This is a genomic window from Virgibacillus necropolis, from assembly GCF_044793635.1.
Taxonomy (GTDB): domain Bacteria; phylum Bacillota; class Bacilli; order Bacillales; family Amphibacillaceae; genus Virgibacillus_F; species Virgibacillus_F necropolis_A.
Genome location: NZ_CP084992.1, coordinates 3,099,544 through 3,117,896, shown reverse-complemented (window position 1 = coordinate 3,117,896; position 18,353 = coordinate 3,099,544). Strand labels below are relative to the sequence as shown.

Sequence of the window (18,353 nt, the reverse complement as noted above, 5' to 3'; positions counted from 1 at the left end):
TGCTTTTCTATTAAACCAATTTCAGCTTCACATACCCATTAACAAATAGGTAATTAAAAAGTAATCCCCCAACTAAGGTGATGCCAGCCCCTGCATATAGTTGCAATGGCAAAAATACAACCGCAAATAGTACGGTTTGAATAATTCCTAGCTGATATAACCATTTTAGAACCGCTTGCTTTCGCAACTTATTCTCAACAGGATATAAGTCCAACCACATGTTTGTTCGGTGATGATGATACAAGGTCATCATTTGAAAGCTACTCATGTACATAAATAATAACGCAAAAAGCACCTTCATCCACAGTTGCGGAACAAAATAAATAAATAATCCTCCAATGATGATCAGCCGTACATACATGCCTAAATAATCGCCACTTCGCACAAAAGTAATTCGATAAAGATAGTTAAACGTGTGCTTATTTTGAAATGGAACATTACTTACGATTGATGTTAGCCATCCTCGTCGCTTCACTTTACTTTTTAAATGCGGAACATCCGTTGCCATATTCGCAATCCGATAAAATGTCTGCATACGGTTAAGGTCTTTTTGCACTAATAAATCCCACAGAATACCTGCTTGCTTCCGGGATACATTATAATCATATAAAAATACAATGATATATAATGCTGTCGTAATCGCAGTTAAAATCATGTCACCATTAATTAGAAAATAAAACACAGCGATTGATAATAGCGTCCTTGTAATCAAATCGGTTTGACGAATACCTGGAGCTCTAACTTTTAACATCCACCAATTAGCAAATAAATTCCATACCTTAAAGACAAGCATTACTGAAACAGTCAGCAAATAAACTTGCCCCCCTCGTTCAGGGTAAGTAGCAGAATACAACGGTCCTAAAGCTGCTGCAACGAGTAAAACTAAATATAATTGGATGACAAAGCTATAAATCATTGCATTCCGAAAATAGGCGTTCATCTTACTTTCAGCTGCAATCAGAAAAACCAAATCAGGTTCTTTTAAAAGCGTTCGTACAGGACTGTAGCTTGCAACCAGTCCAAAGGCAATTCCCACAACTAATGCAGTTGGGAAATCTTCTGGGAGGTTTGCTAGCCATTGCTGGTAGTATACCGCTATGGCTGATATGAAAAAAAGCATCGCAACCGCCATATGACCATTGAAGATGTAGTGCAGGTAGCGACTGGTCTCTTTTAAATGCGCAGAAAAACGATTCTTAAAGAAAGCATTTGAATCAAACATGGCTTTCTTCCTTCGTCAATTGCACATACAAATCATCAAGTGTAGCATTCGGCATTTTAAAATCCGTACGTAACTCCTCCAGTGTTCCGATTGCTTTAATCTTCCCATCATGTAAAATAACGAAACGATCACAATAACGCTCAGCTGTAGCCAGGATATGTGTAGACATCAACACTCCTGAACCATTTGATTTCATTTCGTCCATTAACTGTAAATATGATTGAATTCCAAGTGGATCTAGTCCCACAAATGGCTCGTCCACAATATATAAAGGTGGCTCAATTAAAAAGGCGCACATAATCATTACTTTCTGACGCATCCCTTTTGAAAAATGCACAGGGAACCATTTTAACTTTTTCTCCATACGAAATTCCTTCAACAATGGCGGTAATCTCTTTTCAAAAACATCTTCTGGAATATCATAAGCCATTGCAGTTAGCCTTAAATGTTCATAAAGTGTAAGCTCATCATATAATATCGGCATCTCCGGAATATATGCCATTTTTTTTCGATAGGTTTCAGGACTATCATTGAACGTTTTCCCATTGATTGACACGGAGCCTTTCTTCCCATGCATTAATCCGATAATATGTTTTATTGTTGTACTTTTACCCGCCCCGTTCAATCCAATTAATCCTACAATTTCTTTTGGATTAACGTTGAACGAAATACCATGAAGTACATTTTTATGTGTGTATCCACCATGTAAATCATCAATACGTAACAATGAGTTCATTGTATTTCCTCCTTGATTCTCTTATAATGAATTTTACCATTTATCTCCTTTAAAACCAAAACAAACTCTCCAACAATATTCTACATATTTTTGTGTATAAAAATCTTATAAATGTCCACAATATATTTTGTAGCCATGAGGATGGTCACTACAAAAAATTTCGTATCTAATACTAAATGAGGTGTATGTGATCGAAAATTTACTGTAAACCCATTTTGTTATTCGTATCAAATATAAAATGAGGTGTTTGTGATCGCACATTCGATGTAAACCCATTTTTTTATTCGAATCTAATACTAAATGAGGTGTTTGTGAAAGGTCATCTAATGAAAACCCATTTTGTTATATGTAGTTCATGGTCAGAAATACAAACAAAACGGTTTTTGTAACCTAGTTAACCTGAATGACCATCATGCTAACTAATTACAAAAGTCCCCAATTTAGATGAACAACCATCCTTAGGCTACTTAAAGCAGGCTAGTCCAAAAGTACATTGATGTACTTGCGGGCTATGCCTGTTATTATTTGTATTCATGTCCATTCCTTTATACAATAGAGAAAATACGTTAAGGAGTGGTGTTGGATGAGTCATGAAGGTTGCATTTTCTGTAAAATTATCGATGGTGAGATTCCATCTGCTAAAGTTTATGAAGATGAGTTTGTTTACGCATTTTTGGATATTAGCCAGGTTACAAAAGGTCATACTCTAATTATCCCAAAAACACATACGAAAAATATATACGAAACTCCTGAGAATATAGCTAGTGAGTTTTTTGCCCGGGTTCCAAAGGTAGCAAATGCTATCAAAGCTGCTTATAATCCAATTGGTATGAACTTACTAAATAATAACGAGAAGCCAGCTGATCAATCCGTATTTCATTTACATATCCACCTCATACCACGATACGGGGAAAATGATGGCTATTCATCAAACTGGACCGTACACGCAGACGATTATACTGCGGATGACCTACAAATAATTGCACAAGAAATCAGTGATTCATTATAATTAAAGGCTCTTTTTGCACGCATTGTTGCTTTTCATATTCAGAGTTGATATAAACTGCGTCACAGTGTACCGCTACGGAAATACACTTCGCTAACATGGTGTCTGGAAGCAGTACTATATAGCTCCTTTCACTATTATGGCAGTTGATTTTCGCTGCGGACAGTTGACTCCTGCGGGAACAGCACGAGTCTGAAGACCCCGCAGAGTGGTTTTCTCGAGGAGGCTGAAGCCGTGCCCTAAGGTGCGCAACGGTCCGCAGCGGAAATCAACATAGCATTTACGTCGCAGTCTATATCTATTCTTTCAAGAGCAACAATCTTTATGAAAACAGCTTAATTAAAAATTCCTGCTTTTTATTTTAATGAAATTTTGTTATACTTTATATAAGTTTCTGCAGCTGACAACGAGTGTACAGTTGAGGAACTAGAATACATTAGCTTAGCATAGCTGAGACGAGGAGAGTTTAAAAATGAATATTAGAGTATTGATCATTTTATCCTTATTTGTAGGGATAGGAGCAGTTTTACACACAGTGGTACCAGCAATTTTGTTCGGAATGAAACCTGATATGTTGTTGTCCATGATGTTTTTAGGAATTATGCTTTTTCCTAAATTAAAGTATGTTGTATTATTATCCATTGTAACTGGTATACTATCAGCATTAACAACACTTGCACCAGGTGGACAAATTGCGAACCTTATTGACAAACCTATAACAGCATTATTATTTTTTGGATTGTTCCTATTGATCAGAAATAAAGTAAATATAAACATTAGTGCTCCAGTGATGACAGCTATAGGTACAATAATAAGTGGGAGCATTTTTCTATCGTCAGCGCTCTATATAGTTGGCTTAATGGATGGGGTATTTACAGTACTATTCCTAACAATTGTATTACCTACAGCGGCTGTAAACGCAATTGTAATGATTGTCGTCTATCCTGTTGTACAAAAAATAATGAAACGATCTCAACCAATAACAGTTTGATAATTAAACGGTTACTATATATCCCCTGGCATAATAGGTCGGGGGATATTTTTAAACTAAAGTAAATACATATATTCGAGAAACAGGTTTAATTGTAGTACAATAAAAGGAAAGAAATAGTAAGGTTTTGAAAGGAGCGAATTTCATATGGTAAGAGGCAAATCATTATTATGCGGCTTTGTTATTGGTGGAGTTGTTAGTGCAACAGCAACATTACTAAGTGCACCATCCTCCGGAAGAGATTTGCGTTTCCGAGCAAAAGAACAAAGCACAGAATGGAAAGAAATGATCAGTAACTTGAAATTTGACGGAATGCGTCTAAAACAACAAATCACCGATACATCTAAAGAAGGTGCAGCCTTAATAAAAGAACTGACACATGAAATGAAAAAGTCTGTTCAGGATTGGCAACAAACTGTCGAACCACATCAGGAAAACATTCATAAATACCTAGAACAAATCGAATCGAGTCTTAAGGATCTTGAAGAAAAGATTAAAAATCAATAAGGCTTCATAAGAATGACCGGGCAAACACTGCCCGGTTATTTTTATGCCAAGAAATACACACAGAAGATAATATATCCGCCGATTTGCATGTATATCTTCCAATCCACTTATATAACTGCCGTTTTTCAAATATAACTGCTGTTATAAAATTATATCTGCCAATATTTTAATATAACCGCCATTACCAAAATATATCGGCTGATTTGTAAATATATCCGCCGATTGAAATCCCATCCTAAATTTTAGTTATTCAATTTTAAATAATAGCATCTAGATCAAAACTTATACTATTCTTCCTCGCAAACAGGTAAAAAAAGGACTTCCTCAATTTAAATTGAAGAAGTCCTTTTATTTTTTTATTACTCGGCTGGCTTTAAATCCTCTATAGAATCAATGTCCATATAGTTTGGTACAGCTAAACCAATTTTAGCTCCCTTTAAATTTTCACCTAAATCTTCAAATTGCCCTTCAAACTTCTCATAAAACTCTTTATGTGTGACGGGCATCCAGGCAGCTAGTGTAGCATCTCCATCACCCTCAGCAATAGCTTTAAAAACAACTGCGACATCAACAGGTGTAATCGTCACTTCAAAACCTTTTGATCTTAAAACTTCTGCAACTACACTTGCAGAGGCACGTTCTGAATCCCAAGGAGTGGATACTAATTCAATCTCAACTCCCTCTACATCTTCAACACCCTTGGTCCATTCTGAAACAACATCTTGGTGGTCTTCCACCCACTTTTTTGCAACAGTAGATATCTCATCGCCAGTTTCCGTAGATTCCAGCATGATACCTTCCATATCTTCTACTTCCCAGTGAAATTGATCTAATAACTTATATGCATTAGGCTTATCCTCTTTTAACCCTTTTCGGGCAAGTGTTTTTATCATTTCTGTTTCTCCATAAACGCCTTTTGGATCTTTAAGATACTTTAAATCTTTATATTTTGCGAACATCCAATGTGGATTCCAACCAGTTATAACGATTGGTTCTTTCTTTTGGATTGCTTCTTCAAGTCTTGTCATCATCGCTGCAGTTGAAGATTGTTCAAGAGACCAGCCTTTTAAACTTTCATATTCCTCAATTGCATTCTCAGTTGTGACTGTGATCCCTGCACCAGGTTCAATACCTGTAATTGTGTATTCAACGTCCTCACTATAGCTCTTTTCACTACCATTATTTCCAGTTGTTTTCTCCTCTTCATCTGATCCACAACCCGCTATTATTAGAACTAACATTAAACCTGAAATCAGAATAACATTTTTATAAAAGTTCTTTTTCATACACAAAACATCCTTTCATTAGAGAATTTGTAGTTATCTTTTGTAATCAAGCTGATAGCTATACTTTTATTACTCAGCTGGCTTTAAATCTTCAATGGAGTCAATTTCCATATATTTTGGAACAACTAGTCCGATTTTAGCACCTTTTAGGTTTGCACCTAGATCAACAAAATCGCCCTCATATTTATCATAAAATTCTTTCGTTGTAATAGGCATCCATACAGCAACTGTAGCATCTGCATCTCCATCTGCTACTGCCTTATACATAACAGCTACATCAACTGGTGTGATTGTCACATCAAAACCCTTTTGTGTCATAACCTTGGCTACTGCATTTGTAGCAGAAAGTTCTGATCCCCACTGAGTGGTAACTAATTCTATTTCAACACCATCAACGTCCTTAACACCTTTCGTCCATTCTGAAGCAACATCTGGGTGTTCTTCAACCCATTTCTTAGCAACAACGGCTATATCTTTTCCGCTTTGTTGGGCATCTAACATAATGCCTTCCATATCTTCTACTTCCCATTGAAATTGATCCAGTATTTTATATGCCTGAGGTTTATCTTCTTTTAATCCTTTTCTTGCTAATGTTTTAATTACTTCTGTTTCTCCATAGGCACCCTTTGGATCTTTAAGATATTTTAGGTCTTCATATTTCGCAAACATCCAATGTGGGTTCCAACCAGTTACAATGATCGGTTCTTGCTTCTCAATTGCCTCATCAAGTTGCGTCATCATTGCTGGGGTTGATGCCTGCTCGAGAGTCCAACCTTCTAAACTGTCATATTTTTTCATGGCTTCTTCAGTAGTGACTGTGATCCCTGCTCCAGGTTCTATTCCCGTAATGATATGCTCAACCGCTGCACTATAACTTTTTTCGCTATCTTTATTTGCATTTGAATCTTCTTTATCCGAACTACAACCCGTTACCATAAGTACTAAAATAAGTCCTGTCATAAGATGTCTAATCATACATAAAACGTCCTTTCATTAGAAAGCCTTAGTTACACTTATGTAGTAAGAAAGTAGCAGCACTTTCTTGCTACAAATAAAAGACTGACACATTTTACTGTGTCAGTCTCCCTATTTATAATTGTATTACTCAGCTGGTTTTAAATCTTCGATAGAGTCAATTTCCATATATTTTGGAACAACTAATCCGATTTTAGCACCAGACACGCTTTCACCAAGGTTCACTAACTGATCTTTATATTGTTCGTATAGATCACCATGTGTTAGAGGTAACCATCCAGCAAGCATAGCATCTGCTTCGCCGTTAGCAACTGATTTCCACATAATTGCATTATCAATCGGTGTTAATGTTACCTTAAATCCTAGGCTTTCAAGAACTTGACCAACTACATAATTTGATGCTAATGCAGAATCCCATTCCACATATACTAATTCAATTTCTTTGCCATCTACTTCTTCTACACCTTTTTTCCATTCAGAAACCATATCCTGATTTTCTTCAATCCAAGCAGATGCTGCTTCAGCAGGTTCCGCTCCATCTTGAATATTTAACATGATTGATTCCATTGCTGCTATATTCCAGCTAAATTGATCTAATAATTTATGTGCGTTAGGCATATCTTCTTCTAGACCTTTACGAACCATCGTATTAATTGTTTCTTCTCCACCAAATACGCCCTTTGGATCTTTTAAATATTTAAGATCGTATTTAGAGAATTTCCAATGTGGAGTCCAACCTGTTACAACAATTGGTTCTTCAGCTTCAATTGCTTCTCCTAATGCTGTTGCCATTGCACCACTTGAAGAAGTTTGTACTGTCCAGCCTTTCAAGTTTTCATACTTTTCAACAGCATTTTCTGATGCCTTTACAACACCAGCACCAGGTTCGATACCTGTGATTGTGTAATCCATTTCTTCACTATAATTCACATCTCCTCCACCATTGGATGATGATGTATCTTCTGATGATTCTTCGTCTGAGCCACAACCTGCAGCTACTAATGATAATGAAAGTCCAGCAGCAATGCCGACTTTTTTCCAGTTAAATTTAAACATAACTAGTTTTCTCCCCTTTTTCTAATTTTTTATATATGGAAAACTTTTCTTCACGAAAAGATACCAACAAGTTAATGTTACTTCTTCCCATTCACATTTTGCGTGAATCGGTCAATAATTATTGCTAAAATTACAATCCCAATTCCTGCAACAAATCCAGTTCCAACTTCTGCACGTTGTAATGCAGAAAGAACTTCTCTACCTAGACCTGGTGCACCAATCATTGATGCGATTACTACCATTGAAAGAGCAAGCATAACTGTTTGGTTGATACCAGCCATAATCGTTGCTTTGGCCATTGGTAATTCTACCTTAAATAACTTTTGTGAACCAGTACTACCAAATGCTTCTGATGCCTCTACAAGTTCTTTTGAAACCTGTCTAATCCCTAGATTAGTGAAGCGGACAGTTGGTGGTGTCGCGAAAATTAATGATGCAAAGACACCTGGAACCATACCAATTCCGAAGAATGCTACTGCCGGTATCAAATACACAAAGGCGGGCATTGTTTGCATAAAATCTAGTATCGGTGTGATGATTGCTTCTGCCGTTTTACTTTTTGACATTAATATACCAAACGGAACCCCAATAATGACCGATAAAACACTGGATATCAGGACTAATGTAAACGTATTAATCAAGTGTTCCCACAATCCTTGATTATAAATCAACCAAAGACCTACTAACGAAAATGCTGCTAAACCAAATTTTTTACCAGTAATAAAGAAAGCTAATAAAGCAACGATAATCATTATAATTACTGGCGGTACGGCAAATAACGATTCAGAAACAAATTCCATGAATACATCAAAGTATTCCTCAATAGGTTCAAAAATAAATGAAAATGTTTCTGTCAACCATTCTGTAAATAAGGCTGTCTTCTCTGCAATTGGTATTTCTGGAATGAAATCTATCATTTTATCAAGCATGATCTAAATTCACCTCGCCATCTCCCGCAAGTGCTGCGATTAAGGCGCCACGCACGATAATTCCAACCAGCTTTTCTCCATCCATCACAGCTACCGGAATAGGTGAATCATGAATGATGTTGAAAATATCATTTAATGCAGTTTCTTTTTCGACTTTAGGTATATCCGTACGTAAAATTTCCTTGATATCACGTACATCTTTTTGTCTAGCCTCTGAAGCATCATCTGCCGTAACATAACCCTGTAAATTACGCTTACCATCTACAACAATGATGCTAGATAAGCCTTCTTCTCGCATTCTTTCAAGCGCAACACGCGGCCCGTGCTTCTCAACATTGATTGTTTCAGGTCGTTTCATGATCTGTTGTGCAGTTAATACTTTCGAACGATCCACATCTTCAACAAAACGTTCTACATAATCGTTTGCTGGATTTACTAGGATTTCTTCTGGTGTACCAATTTGCACGATTGATCCATCTTTCATTAACGCAATTCGATCACCTAATCGTAAGGCCTCATCTAAATCATGCGTTATAAAAATAATTGTCTTCTGCATGCTAGCTTGCAGGTCCACTAATTCATCCTGCATGTCTTTACGAATTAACGGATCTAATGCTGAAAAAGCTTCATCCATTAACAATACTTCTGGGTTATTTGCTAAGGCGCGTGCTAAACCAACACGTTGCTGCATACCACCAGATAATTGACCCGGATTTTGATTAATATAGCCACCAAGTCCTACCATTTCTAGTGATTCCTGCGCCCTTTTCTTTCTTTCTTCTTTCGGCACATTCTGAATTTCTAATCCATATTCAGCGTTTTCCAGAATTGAACGATGTGGGAATAAAGCAAAGCGTTGAAATACCATACTCATTTTTTCCCTGCGAACGTTTCGTAATTCACTTTTATTCATAACAGAAAGATCTTCCCCGTCAATCAGGACGTTTCCTTCTGAAGGTTCAATAAGACGGTTTAATAAACGTACAAGTGTTGATTTCCCGCTCCCTGATAACCCCATGATGACAAATATTTCTCCGGCTTCAACTGAAAATGATGCACGGTTAACTCCTACTGTACTTCCAGTTTCTTTTAAAATCTCGTCCTTAGATTTCCCCTTATCCAGCATCTTACGTGCTTGCTTTGGGTTTTTGCCGAACACCTTTGATAGGTTTTTGACTTCTATAACCGGCACTCCGTTCACCTCTACTTTTCTTTGTTCCATTTACGCCAACATCTAAGTATATGGTCGTAATGCTTTATGATTAGAATTAAAGCAAATAAAAAGACGTTAGCTCCGAACAGCTTTTTTCTACTTATCTACTATATAACGTAAAGCATACACTTTTCAAACATTATATACTATCAGTTTTGTATATATTTTTCGTACAGATTAAACTGTATGAAATTTACAGCTGAATATCTTTTATTTACTGCAAAATACTCCATATTACTACCCAATTTGTGATTTTCAATAAAATTCTATTTGTTGTAACCTTTATATAGCAAGCCTTTTAGGAGGATTTAATGATGGAAGAAACAAAAGATCAACTTACCAATAAAATTGTTATTGAATTTGCCAAAACTATTGAACTTTTTGATTTAACCCCACTTGAGGCACGACTATTTGCCTATTTATATTTAATAGAAGACCCGATGACACTAGATGAAATGAGTGAAGCTATCGGGAAAAGCAAGACATCAATGAGTACTAGTGTTAGGAGCTTACTAGATTTAAATTTGGTTACGCGTGTATGGAAGAAAGGTGTACGTAAAGACTTATATCAAGCTAACGGTCAACTATTTAAAACCTTTATGAATTCCTATATTAATAAATGGATTGATGCAACTAACCATCAAAAAAGCTCTTTAGAGGAAATTAAGAAGAATCTAGATGATACATCATCTGATAGCGATCTTATGGATATCTATAATCGTCTAAAAAGCATTATGGATTTCCACAAAAATATAGAAGATTCTTTCCGTGACATGAAACAGGAATAGTACGAACTGTAAAAAAAAGACTGGTGACCATGTTTTGCTTTTAGCAAAAGTATGGTCACCAGTCTTTTTTTATAGTGGGGAATTCAATGCCACGTTCTAATAAATTGTTAAATTCCTTCAATAGATGGGGGAAATATCCCTCTCGTTCTAATGCATAAATTGTCTCGTTTGGTTCCAACTTTTCATTTAACATTCCCGCAAAATGGATCAATAGTGATGTGAAGTTTAGAAATCCTTCCTCCTTTTGTGATTTATAATTGTCCTCCAACATTTGTAGTAACTGAAAAAGCTCGGTATATTCCTCTTCCGTAATATTATTTTCAATGACCAATTTAACAAATGGGTATTTGTCTACATCAATTAGTTTAGAAAGTAATTGAACATGAAAGGACATTGTATCTTTTCCATTATTACAACTCATACATAGCACCACCTTAAGTTTTGCTTATACTGGCATTTTTTTAAAAACTTTCATACTCCTTACGCGCAAAAAATATTGGAATACTAATATCCTGTTAACCCTTTTATATCAACGTTTAAGCAGGGCCCATTTTAAGCATGAAAAAATTATCAAAAAAAGTATTGCTTTTTCTTTTGAAACGTACTATTATTCTTTAAGGATTACAGCGATTAATACGACTAGAATCACACGAAGGAGGGTCAAAAATGAACTGTTGGAAATCCATAAATTTCACCAAAGAATTCGGCGTAAACAGATTGTACTTTTTTTCATTTTTGATCGGTCTACTATCATTCGTATTTCTTTTTGTACCATTTTCCAGTATTCACAGTACAACACAAGTAAATGAATTTGGTATAGTACCTTTCCTTGGGCTAGTTATCTTAATGCCAACCATTCATTCGTTTATGCATATTTTACCATTAATCATGATGAATAAACGAACTAAAATATATTTCAACCTTAAAAAAAGCATGATTCCTACATGTAAGTATCATGCGAGAACATTTTTATCTAAACCAACATCTTTATTGGTAGCATTTGCACCGACACTATTTATTACGATTCCTGGGATTTTCGCATCATTGGTATTTGTTGATTATTATGTATATATTCTATTATATACAGCAATCCATATCGGAGCATCATTTACCGATTATCTCTATATCCTTCATATCAGTAAAGCTCCTAAACGTGCTTTTATTGAAAGTGAAAATGAGGGGTTCGCCATATTAGTCAAAGCAAATAATTAAAGAACAAAAGCTCTAAACTATGAAGAAATCACCTGATAAACTAAATTCAGGTGATTTTTATTTTACTAAACTACTTTCTACACTATTCATATGATTAAAAATTTGGTAAAGTAAGAAATGTACTGTTTTCGAAAGTTCCGTATTCTTTTCGTATATCAAATAATTATGCGTCTCCAACAGGATTTAAGGAGGTTTTTTATGAGTATTTTATATGTATTGTATGCTTTGTTCGTTCTATTAATTTTCAACTCATTGACGCATCAATTTTGCTTGAAAATGGAAATGAATCAAAAAAAACAATCAACTGTCTTTAGAGCTATAAACTTGATGATTATGGTATTATTAGTATCTTCTTACGTCCGAGTTCTAAATGTAATTACGTAAAAGTTAGTAAAAACTATGTAAAATGCAAATAAGACTGTTTTTTTTGTAACATACTATGGTATATTAATCATTAGTTTTTAAAGTTTAGGCAAACCATTAGATTAGGAGTGTTCAATAAATGAAAAAACTAGCAATGGCAGCAACAATTACAGTAGGAGTTCTAAGCTTGACAGCTTGTAACTCAGGTGAAGCAGATAAAGAAGCGGTTGTAGAAACAGAAGCAGGTAATATCACAAAAGATGAATTTTATAATGAACTAAAAGAAAAACACGGTCAGCAAGTATTGACTGAAATGGTAACCGTTGAAGTGCTTGATGACAAATATGATGTACCTAAAGAAGATATTGATGCAGAAATTAAAAAGCTAAAAGATCAGTATGGCGATCAATTTGAAATGGTTCTTCAAAAAAGTGGTTATAAAGATGAAGATGCATTCCGTAAAGTAATAAAGATTAGTCTATTAAAAGAAGCTGCCGTATCTGAAGACATTAAAATTAAAGATGAAGAAATTAAAACACAATACGAACGTATGAAAACAGAAATTGAAGCTTCACATATTTTAGTTGCTGACGAAAAAACCGCAAAAGAAGTTAAGAAAAAGCTTAAAAATGGTGCGGACTTTGGTGAATTAGCTAAAGAATATTCAACTGATAAAGCAAGTGGAAAAAAAGGTGGAAGCGTAGGTTACTTTACTGCAGGTAAAATGGTTCCAGAATTTGAAGACGCTGCCTATAAACTTGAAGTTGGCGAAGTCAGTAAACCAGTTAAATCTCAATTTGGTTACCATATCATTAAAGTGACGGACAAGCGTGATGCTAAAACAGATCTCGGTTCTTTTGAAGAAGAAAAAGAAGATATTCGTCGTACACTATTAAGTAAGAAAATTGATCCAAAAAAAGCACAAGCTAAAATTGATACGTTATTAAAGGATGCTAAAATTGATGTAAAAATTGATCAATATGAGGATCTATTCAAAAAAGAAGAACCTAAGAAAGATGAAACAAAGAAAGAAGAATCTAAATAATATTAAGGAAACTCGTCATTCGCTATTTAAGACAAGCGAATGACGAGTTTTTTCTTATGCAGTAAGAAAGGATTTATGCTTTCTTAACTACTAAAAAATGCTGATCCGATATCGGATCAGCATTTTTATTATCTGGAGTACTCTTTTTGGTGCTTTGTTTCTCGTTCTTTTTCCATCCGGTCAATAAAGACTCTTCCTTCACGTTCAATGAATTGCTCCTCAAGTCTACGTTCTGCCCGTATTGCTCGATAGGCCATATATCCACTTAGAAAAATAAACAGAATCATCATAAGAACCCACCAAGGCACACCAATAATCATTATATTGCCCCCTTGTCCACCTTTTCTATTACAAGTATATGAGGGCAACTACGAAAAAATGACTACTATTTATTCCTCTTCAAATAATGGTTTGTAGAATGATCGATTATCCATCGCAAAAATTCGCTCGGTAAATTCACCAGGCTTTACTTTTTCGAGAGATCGATTTAGCATATTCATCTTCGCATCAATTAAATCTATCAAGTGCAAGAGTTCAGCTTCTCGTACCATTGGCGGTTTGGGACTGCCCCATTCTGCCTTTCCATGATGGGACAAGACTAAATGTTGTAAAATAAGAATCTCTTCACCTTCAATTTGCAACTCAAGTGCAACCTGACCAATTTCTTCTACCATCATTGGAATATGACCCAGTAATTTTCCTTCTATTGTATAAGAGGTTGTAATAACGCCTGACAGCTCTTTTAACTTACCCAAGTCATGAAGAATAACGCCTGCGTACAGTAAGTCTTTATTCAATTGAGGATATAGCTTATGTAATTCCCTCGCCAGCGCTACCATACTTACGATATGGTGTGCTAATCCAGAAACATATTCATGGTGATTTTTAGTTGCAGCTGGATAGGTTAACAGTGCTTCTTGATACTTCTTGATAAAGGCACGAACAATTCGTTGCATTGCTGGATTCTTCATCTCGAAAATGGCTTCAGTGAGTTTTTCCATTAGCTCCTCTTTTTCAACAGGGGCTTTTTCAATAAAATCTGTAACGTGTACATCATCCGTTGGTTGTGATGGTCTAAGGGACATTATCTTTAACTGTGCTTTACCACGAAATTGATTAATCTCTCCTGTTAGTTTAACGATTTGTTCACCAACAAATAGTGCCTCATCTTCTTTTGAAATATCCCACAGTTTAGCATCAATCTCTCCAGTAGCATCACGAAGAATAAGCGTTAAAAATGGTTTTCCATTACTTGCTACACCTCTATTTGCTTCTTTAATAAGCACAAATCCATCAAAAGAATCCCCTATATTTATGTATCCTAATCCCTTTGTCATATCTGCTTCCCTCCCCTAGGTACAAATACTATCTATTTAATCATCTAAATTCTTTGGAATTAAATTAAAAATCTCTCCAGATTCAATCACTTGAATAAATTTCATCAGCCATTTGTAGTAATTTTGAGCATAGCGAAGTCGGTCAATATCACCATTGATTTGCTCACGTAATTCTTCATTACTAGTGGACTCCTGAATAACCAGTAGCTCTTCAATTGTTTCGTCTGCTTCTTCAATATTAGTTTCGGTATGCTGACGCCAACGGTTGCCAAACAAAGAAGTGAACGATTTATACCAATCCTCTTCCGATTTATATAAATCTTTACGAATACCTTTTTTAAAAGTTGACTCCACCATTCTCATATCAGTTAGTGCCCGTACCCCAGTGGACATACTTGTTTTACTCATTTCCAATGCATCACGCATGTCATCCAACGTCATCGGCTCTTTTGAGAAGTACAAGACTCCATACAATCGACCAACTGAAGAAGTGATTCCATACAGATTCATATTCTTGGCGATTACTTGGATGAATTTTTCTTTTGTTTCTTCATATTGCTCCCAATTGCTTGTCTCATCAATTTCAGACAATGGATGTCCCTCCATCTCTCATAATATCTAAATTGGTCCAGCACCATAGCTCAATTCCATCAGACCATAAATTGGCGCTTTCGCCTATCTACTGTTATAAACTTGTTTTTCTATAACAGATTTTATCATTAAATATCAACTTTTGCGAACAGATTCTGACAACACAGTGATTTTACCTCCGTTAGCATTGTTAATTAGTGCCCTTCTACAAGTAAATAAAAGCACTTGCCTCTTTTTTGCAATACTAGCAATTAGGAGCATCATGTTTTCTACTCGTATATCATCAAAGTGTACAAATGCATCGTCTATTATAAATGGCATTCGATGTGCATCACTCATCACTTCACTAATCGCTAATCTTAAAGCTATATATAATTGATCCTTTGTACCTTGTGATAATTCATTTACCGTATACCGAAGATGGTCAACGGATTCAACCTGAAATAACTTTTCTTCAGTTGGTGCATAAACATTAGTGTAAGCATGGTTAGTCAAAATAGCAAAGTAAGCCGAAGTTTGTTCCATCATCCGTGTCATGTACTTTTCACGATAGCTTTTCTTCGTTTCAAGTAACATTTCCTTTGCACTTTTCAAAATCGCCCATTTCTCTGAAAGCTTCTTTAGCTCATCATTTTCCAGGTGAAAGCGGTGCATGGTTTGTGAGTGTTCGTCTGAACTTTCCATGTTTGCTAAATCAGCATTAATCGCAGCCAATTGTTTGCGCCTTTCTTCTATTTCTTGTTCAGCTAGTTCTAATTTATTGCGATAGTCCTCTTGTTTTTCTTGTATTTTTGTAACATCCATCATATCGTTCGAAATTAACTCACCTATTTTTTCCTCTGAAAAAATCATACTAAGTTGTTCCATGACTTCTTCTCTTTTAATTTCTATCTTCTTTTTATCTTCAAGTAGTGTGTTTTTCTGATAAAATTCCTCTTCCGTATTCACTTCTGCCGCTTTCAACAGATTTGCTAATTCCGTCTGAAAAACTTGAACCTTTTGTTTCATTATTTCAATCTGTTCATCAGTTGTTTCGATCCATGTAACATATTGTTCTATCAGGTGAAGCTTATTATCGTGCTCTTCCACTTTTTCTTGAAGAAATGCAAAGCATGCATCGATTGATTTATAGTCCAATTCCCAATTTTTATCAGCGAAAAACTTCATTACATTTTCCCTAAGTTGGGTTTCCTTCATTATTACAGCATTTAATTGCTGCCCTTTCTTTCTCCAATCCAAGTTCTGCTGTAATAAAGATTTGAACGTATGATAGAAGGAAGGCCAGTTGCTTACATCTATTGTCTCCAAAATTGGGTAAAGTTTACGTTGGTGCCTTATTTTTTCATCTATACGGTTTGCTGTTTGCATCGTTAATTCATGACGTTCTTGCCATTTAATCTGATCAATATTATTTGCATGGAGCTTATCCGCAATCGTTTCTGCCTGCCGCAAACTTTCATCATAGTCAGCAAGTAATTGTTCTGCTTCCTCTTTTTCTTCCAACGTTACTGGAATATCATCCAAATTTGTTTCGTTATTAGTGAACAATTGCTCCATCGTTTGTACAGACCGCTTACTTATTATCCATTGAGCGATTCCAACACCAATAGATACAAGCATGACGCCATAACCCCACAAATATCCCTGCAAAAATCCAATTAGACCAAAAAGGATTCCCAGCAAGGCACTGCCAACGAATAAATTAAAGGAAGTTTTCTGTTTTTGGTTTTTGATCGCTTTAAAATTAGCTTGTTGTTTGTTTTCTTTTTCCTGATAATGATAGTTATTGTAATCCTGAATTCGATTGGATAGCTCGTCAACTTGTTTGGGAGTCAACTGATTATCCTTAAGGGAATCAAGACTAATTTCTAACTCCTTTTTCTGTTTACGTTGAACCGCTTTTTCCTGGGTTAACTTTTCTTTCTCAATACGGAGTTGCTGACTTCCCTCATACAATTGAATCCACTTGTTTTCCGTTTGGTACGCTAATGATATGTCATCCAAATCATTAATTTCAAGCTTCGTATCAATATTTTTTAATTCATTTTTTAAACCGGCCTCTTGCTCTTTTATAGCGTACTTCAGGTTCTTCATTTCTTTTATCTGTTCATTATAGTCTTTTTGGGTATCTACGAGTCTTTTTACCTCATCGTACGTTTCATAATCCATCAGTGATTCCTTTAGTTCTATCTGTTTATTGTTATATGAAGTAGCATTATTATGTAAAACCGCGAGTTCACTTTGAAGTGGTAGGATCTTTTCTTTTACTGCATGCCATCGATTCATACCATCCTTTGGAAATGGAATAACCTCTGGGTAGCTTTCCAGTTGATCTTCATATTTATTAAGCCTTATTAGGTTAGGGAGTGCTTGCCGAATTTTGTCACTTTCTGATACATTTTTCTTCTCCATCTGAATTACTTGTTGAAGTCTTTCTAAATCAGCATTTATTTCAACAAGCTTAACCATTTTTTCATCGTACGTTTTTTCATGGCTTTTAAATAGTTGTACTTTATTATTTAAGTCTTCTAGGTAATCAAGCTGTTGATTGATTACTGGCTTTTTACCAAACGGCTTAAACAATTCATTTATTTTCGAATCAAGACGTTTCTCAACTGCATAAATATCAGTAGATCCTGTCAAACCAATTCCGAGCAGAATTTCCCCAAGATCTTCTTCTTTCATCGTTTTCAAAGCTGTTAAATCGAGCGCATCAAATGAAAATATCGATCGATATGTCTGGCGGGTCATGCCATTCAATCGACTTTTCAGCCATTCCTCATCCGCTTCCTCCCCATTCGGCAGTAAACATTTAGCGGAACCATTTCTAGCCTCATCCACACGTTCAATCTTATACTCCCCTATTTCCTCTTCATATATCGTCAGCATTCCACCCATTTTCCCACTGGTTCTCGAACGAAAAAAAGTACGCTTTTTCGGTGGCAGTCCAAATAACATAAATAAAATAAATTGTTGTAGACTGGATTTCCCTGATTCATTCTCACCATAAATAACCTCTAGCTCATCAGGTTGAAAATCTATTTGAAAATCATTCCATTTTGCAAATCCATAGATTGAAGCCCGTATAAACTTCAT

The 18,353-nt window shown here is 35.5% G+C and carries 18 protein-coding genes; 6 read left to right on the top strand and 12 right to left on the bottom strand.

The features are described from left to right. Nucleotides 1-10: 10 nt before the first annotated feature. Entirely contained in the window at nucleotides 11-1,222 is a 1,212-nt protein-coding gene (locus tag LG329_RS15245; RefSeq protein ID WP_404451672.1) for an ABC transporter permease, read from the bottom strand. After that, on the bottom strand, nucleotides 1,215-1,958 hold the full coding sequence (locus LG329_RS15240; protein WP_404451671.1) for an ABC transporter ATP-binding protein: 744 nt from the start codon (nucleotides 1,956-1,958) through the stop codon (nucleotides 1,215-1,217). Before LG329_RS15240 ends, LG329_RS15245 begins: the two co-directional genes overlap by 8 nt. A 583-nt stretch (nucleotides 1,959-2,541) precedes the next feature. Between LG329_RS15240 and LG329_RS15235 the strand changes: the two genes are divergently transcribed. From LG329_RS15235 to LG329_RS15225, 3 genes are all read left to right on the top strand, one after another. Beyond that, complete coding sequence (locus tag LG329_RS15235) at nucleotides 2,542-2,967, top strand: HIT family protein (RefSeq protein ID WP_404451670.1); 426 nt, start codon at nucleotides 2,542-2,544, stop codon at nucleotides 2,965-2,967. 469 nt (nucleotides 2,968-3,436) lie between these two features. Beyond that, nucleotides 3,437-3,955, top strand: coding sequence for a tryptophan transporter (locus LG329_RS15230; RefSeq protein WP_404451669.1), 519 nt, complete (start codon nucleotides 3,437-3,439; stop codon nucleotides 3,953-3,955). Nucleotides 3,956-4,102: 147 nt separating this feature from the next. After that, nucleotides 4,103-4,462: a YtxH domain-containing protein gene (locus LG329_RS15225; RefSeq protein ID WP_404451668.1), complete on the top strand. Its 360-nt coding sequence runs from the start codon at nucleotides 4,103-4,105 to the stop codon at nucleotides 4,460-4,462. 359 nt (nucleotides 4,463-4,821) lie between these two features. On the opposite strand, the gene LG329_RS15220 is transcribed toward LG329_RS15225, so the two are convergent. From LG329_RS15220 to LG329_RS15200, 5 genes are all read right to left on the bottom strand, one after another. Next, nucleotides 4,822-5,748 carry a glycine betaine ABC transporter substrate-binding protein gene (locus LG329_RS15220; RefSeq protein WP_404451667.1) on the bottom strand — a complete coding sequence of 309 codons (927 nt, stop codon included), beginning with the start codon at nucleotides 5,746-5,748 and terminating at the stop codon, nucleotides 4,822-4,824. A gap of 69 nt (nucleotides 5,749-5,817) precedes the next feature. Beyond that, the gene (locus LG329_RS15215; protein WP_404451666.1) at nucleotides 5,818-6,723 is read right to left on the bottom strand and encodes a glycine betaine ABC transporter substrate-binding protein; all 906 of its coding nucleotides are present in this window, start codon (nucleotides 6,721-6,723) and stop codon (nucleotides 5,818-5,820) included. A gap of 126 nt (nucleotides 6,724-6,849) precedes the next feature. Next, on the bottom strand, nucleotides 6,850-7,779 hold the full coding sequence (locus LG329_RS15210; protein WP_404451665.1) for a glycine betaine ABC transporter substrate-binding protein: 930 nt from the start codon (nucleotides 7,777-7,779) through the stop codon (nucleotides 6,850-6,852). A 77-nt stretch (nucleotides 7,780-7,856) separates the two neighbouring features. Continuing rightward, nucleotides 7,857-8,708: an ABC transporter permease gene (locus tag LG329_RS15205; RefSeq protein WP_404451664.1), complete on the bottom strand. Its 852-nt coding sequence runs from the start codon at nucleotides 8,706-8,708 to the stop codon at nucleotides 7,857-7,859. Continuing rightward, on the bottom strand, nucleotides 8,701-9,900 hold the full coding sequence (locus tag LG329_RS15200) for a glycine betaine/L-proline ABC transporter ATP-binding protein (RefSeq protein ID WP_404456709.1): 1,200 nt from the start codon (nucleotides 9,898-9,900) through the stop codon (nucleotides 8,701-8,703). Before LG329_RS15200 ends, LG329_RS15205 begins: the two co-directional genes overlap by 8 nt. Before the next feature lie 335 nt (nucleotides 9,901-10,235). On the opposite strand from LG329_RS15200, the gene LG329_RS15195 reads away from it, so the two are divergent. Further along, nucleotides 10,236-10,709: a GbsR/MarR family transcriptional regulator gene (locus LG329_RS15195; RefSeq protein ID WP_404451663.1), complete on the top strand. Its 474-nt coding sequence runs from the start codon at nucleotides 10,236-10,238 to the stop codon at nucleotides 10,707-10,709. A gap of 55 nt (nucleotides 10,710-10,764) precedes the next feature. Here the strand turns inward: LG329_RS15195 and LG329_RS15190 are convergent, their stop codons facing one another. Beyond that, on the bottom strand, nucleotides 10,765-11,130 hold the full coding sequence (locus LG329_RS15190; protein ID WP_404451662.1) for a DUF1878 family protein: 366 nt from the start codon (nucleotides 11,128-11,130) through the stop codon (nucleotides 10,765-10,767). A gap of 245 nt (nucleotides 11,131-11,375) precedes the next feature. Here LG329_RS15190 and LG329_RS15185 point away from each other — a divergent pair, with 245 nt between their 5' ends. Next, complete coding sequence (locus tag LG329_RS15185; RefSeq protein ID WP_404451661.1) at nucleotides 11,376-11,921, top strand: DUF3267 domain-containing protein; 546 nt, start codon at nucleotides 11,376-11,378, stop codon at nucleotides 11,919-11,921. Between the two features lie 502 nt (nucleotides 11,922-12,423). Further along, nucleotides 12,424-13,329 carry a peptidylprolyl isomerase gene (locus tag LG329_RS15180; protein ID WP_404451660.1) on the top strand — a complete coding sequence of 302 codons (906 nt, stop codon included), beginning with the start codon at nucleotides 12,424-12,426 and terminating at the stop codon, nucleotides 13,327-13,329. 128 nt (nucleotides 13,330-13,457) lie between these two features. Here LG329_RS15180 and LG329_RS15175 read toward each other — a convergent pair whose 3' ends face one another. From LG329_RS15175 to LG329_RS15160, 4 genes are all read right to left on the bottom strand, one after another. Beyond that, nucleotides 13,458-13,649 (bottom strand): sporulation YhaL family protein, encoded by a 192-nt coding sequence (locus LG329_RS15175; RefSeq protein ID WP_404451659.1) that lies wholly within the window; start codon nucleotides 13,647-13,649, stop codon nucleotides 13,458-13,460. Between the two features lie 69 nt (nucleotides 13,650-13,718). Beyond that, nucleotides 13,719-14,666 carry a 3'-5' exoribonuclease YhaM gene (yhaM, locus tag LG329_RS15170; protein ID WP_404451658.1) on the bottom strand — a complete coding sequence of 316 codons (948 nt, stop codon included), beginning with the start codon at nucleotides 14,664-14,666 and terminating at the stop codon, nucleotides 13,719-13,721. Between the two features lie 36 nt (nucleotides 14,667-14,702). Continuing rightward, nucleotides 14,703-15,257 (bottom strand): GbsR/MarR family transcriptional regulator, encoded by a 555-nt coding sequence (locus LG329_RS15165; RefSeq protein WP_404451657.1) that lies wholly within the window; start codon nucleotides 15,255-15,257, stop codon nucleotides 14,703-14,705. 135 nt (nucleotides 15,258-15,392) lie between these two features. After that, entirely contained in the window at nucleotides 15,393-18,353 is a 2,961-nt protein-coding gene (locus tag LG329_RS15160) for an AAA family ATPase (RefSeq protein ID WP_404451656.1), read from the bottom strand.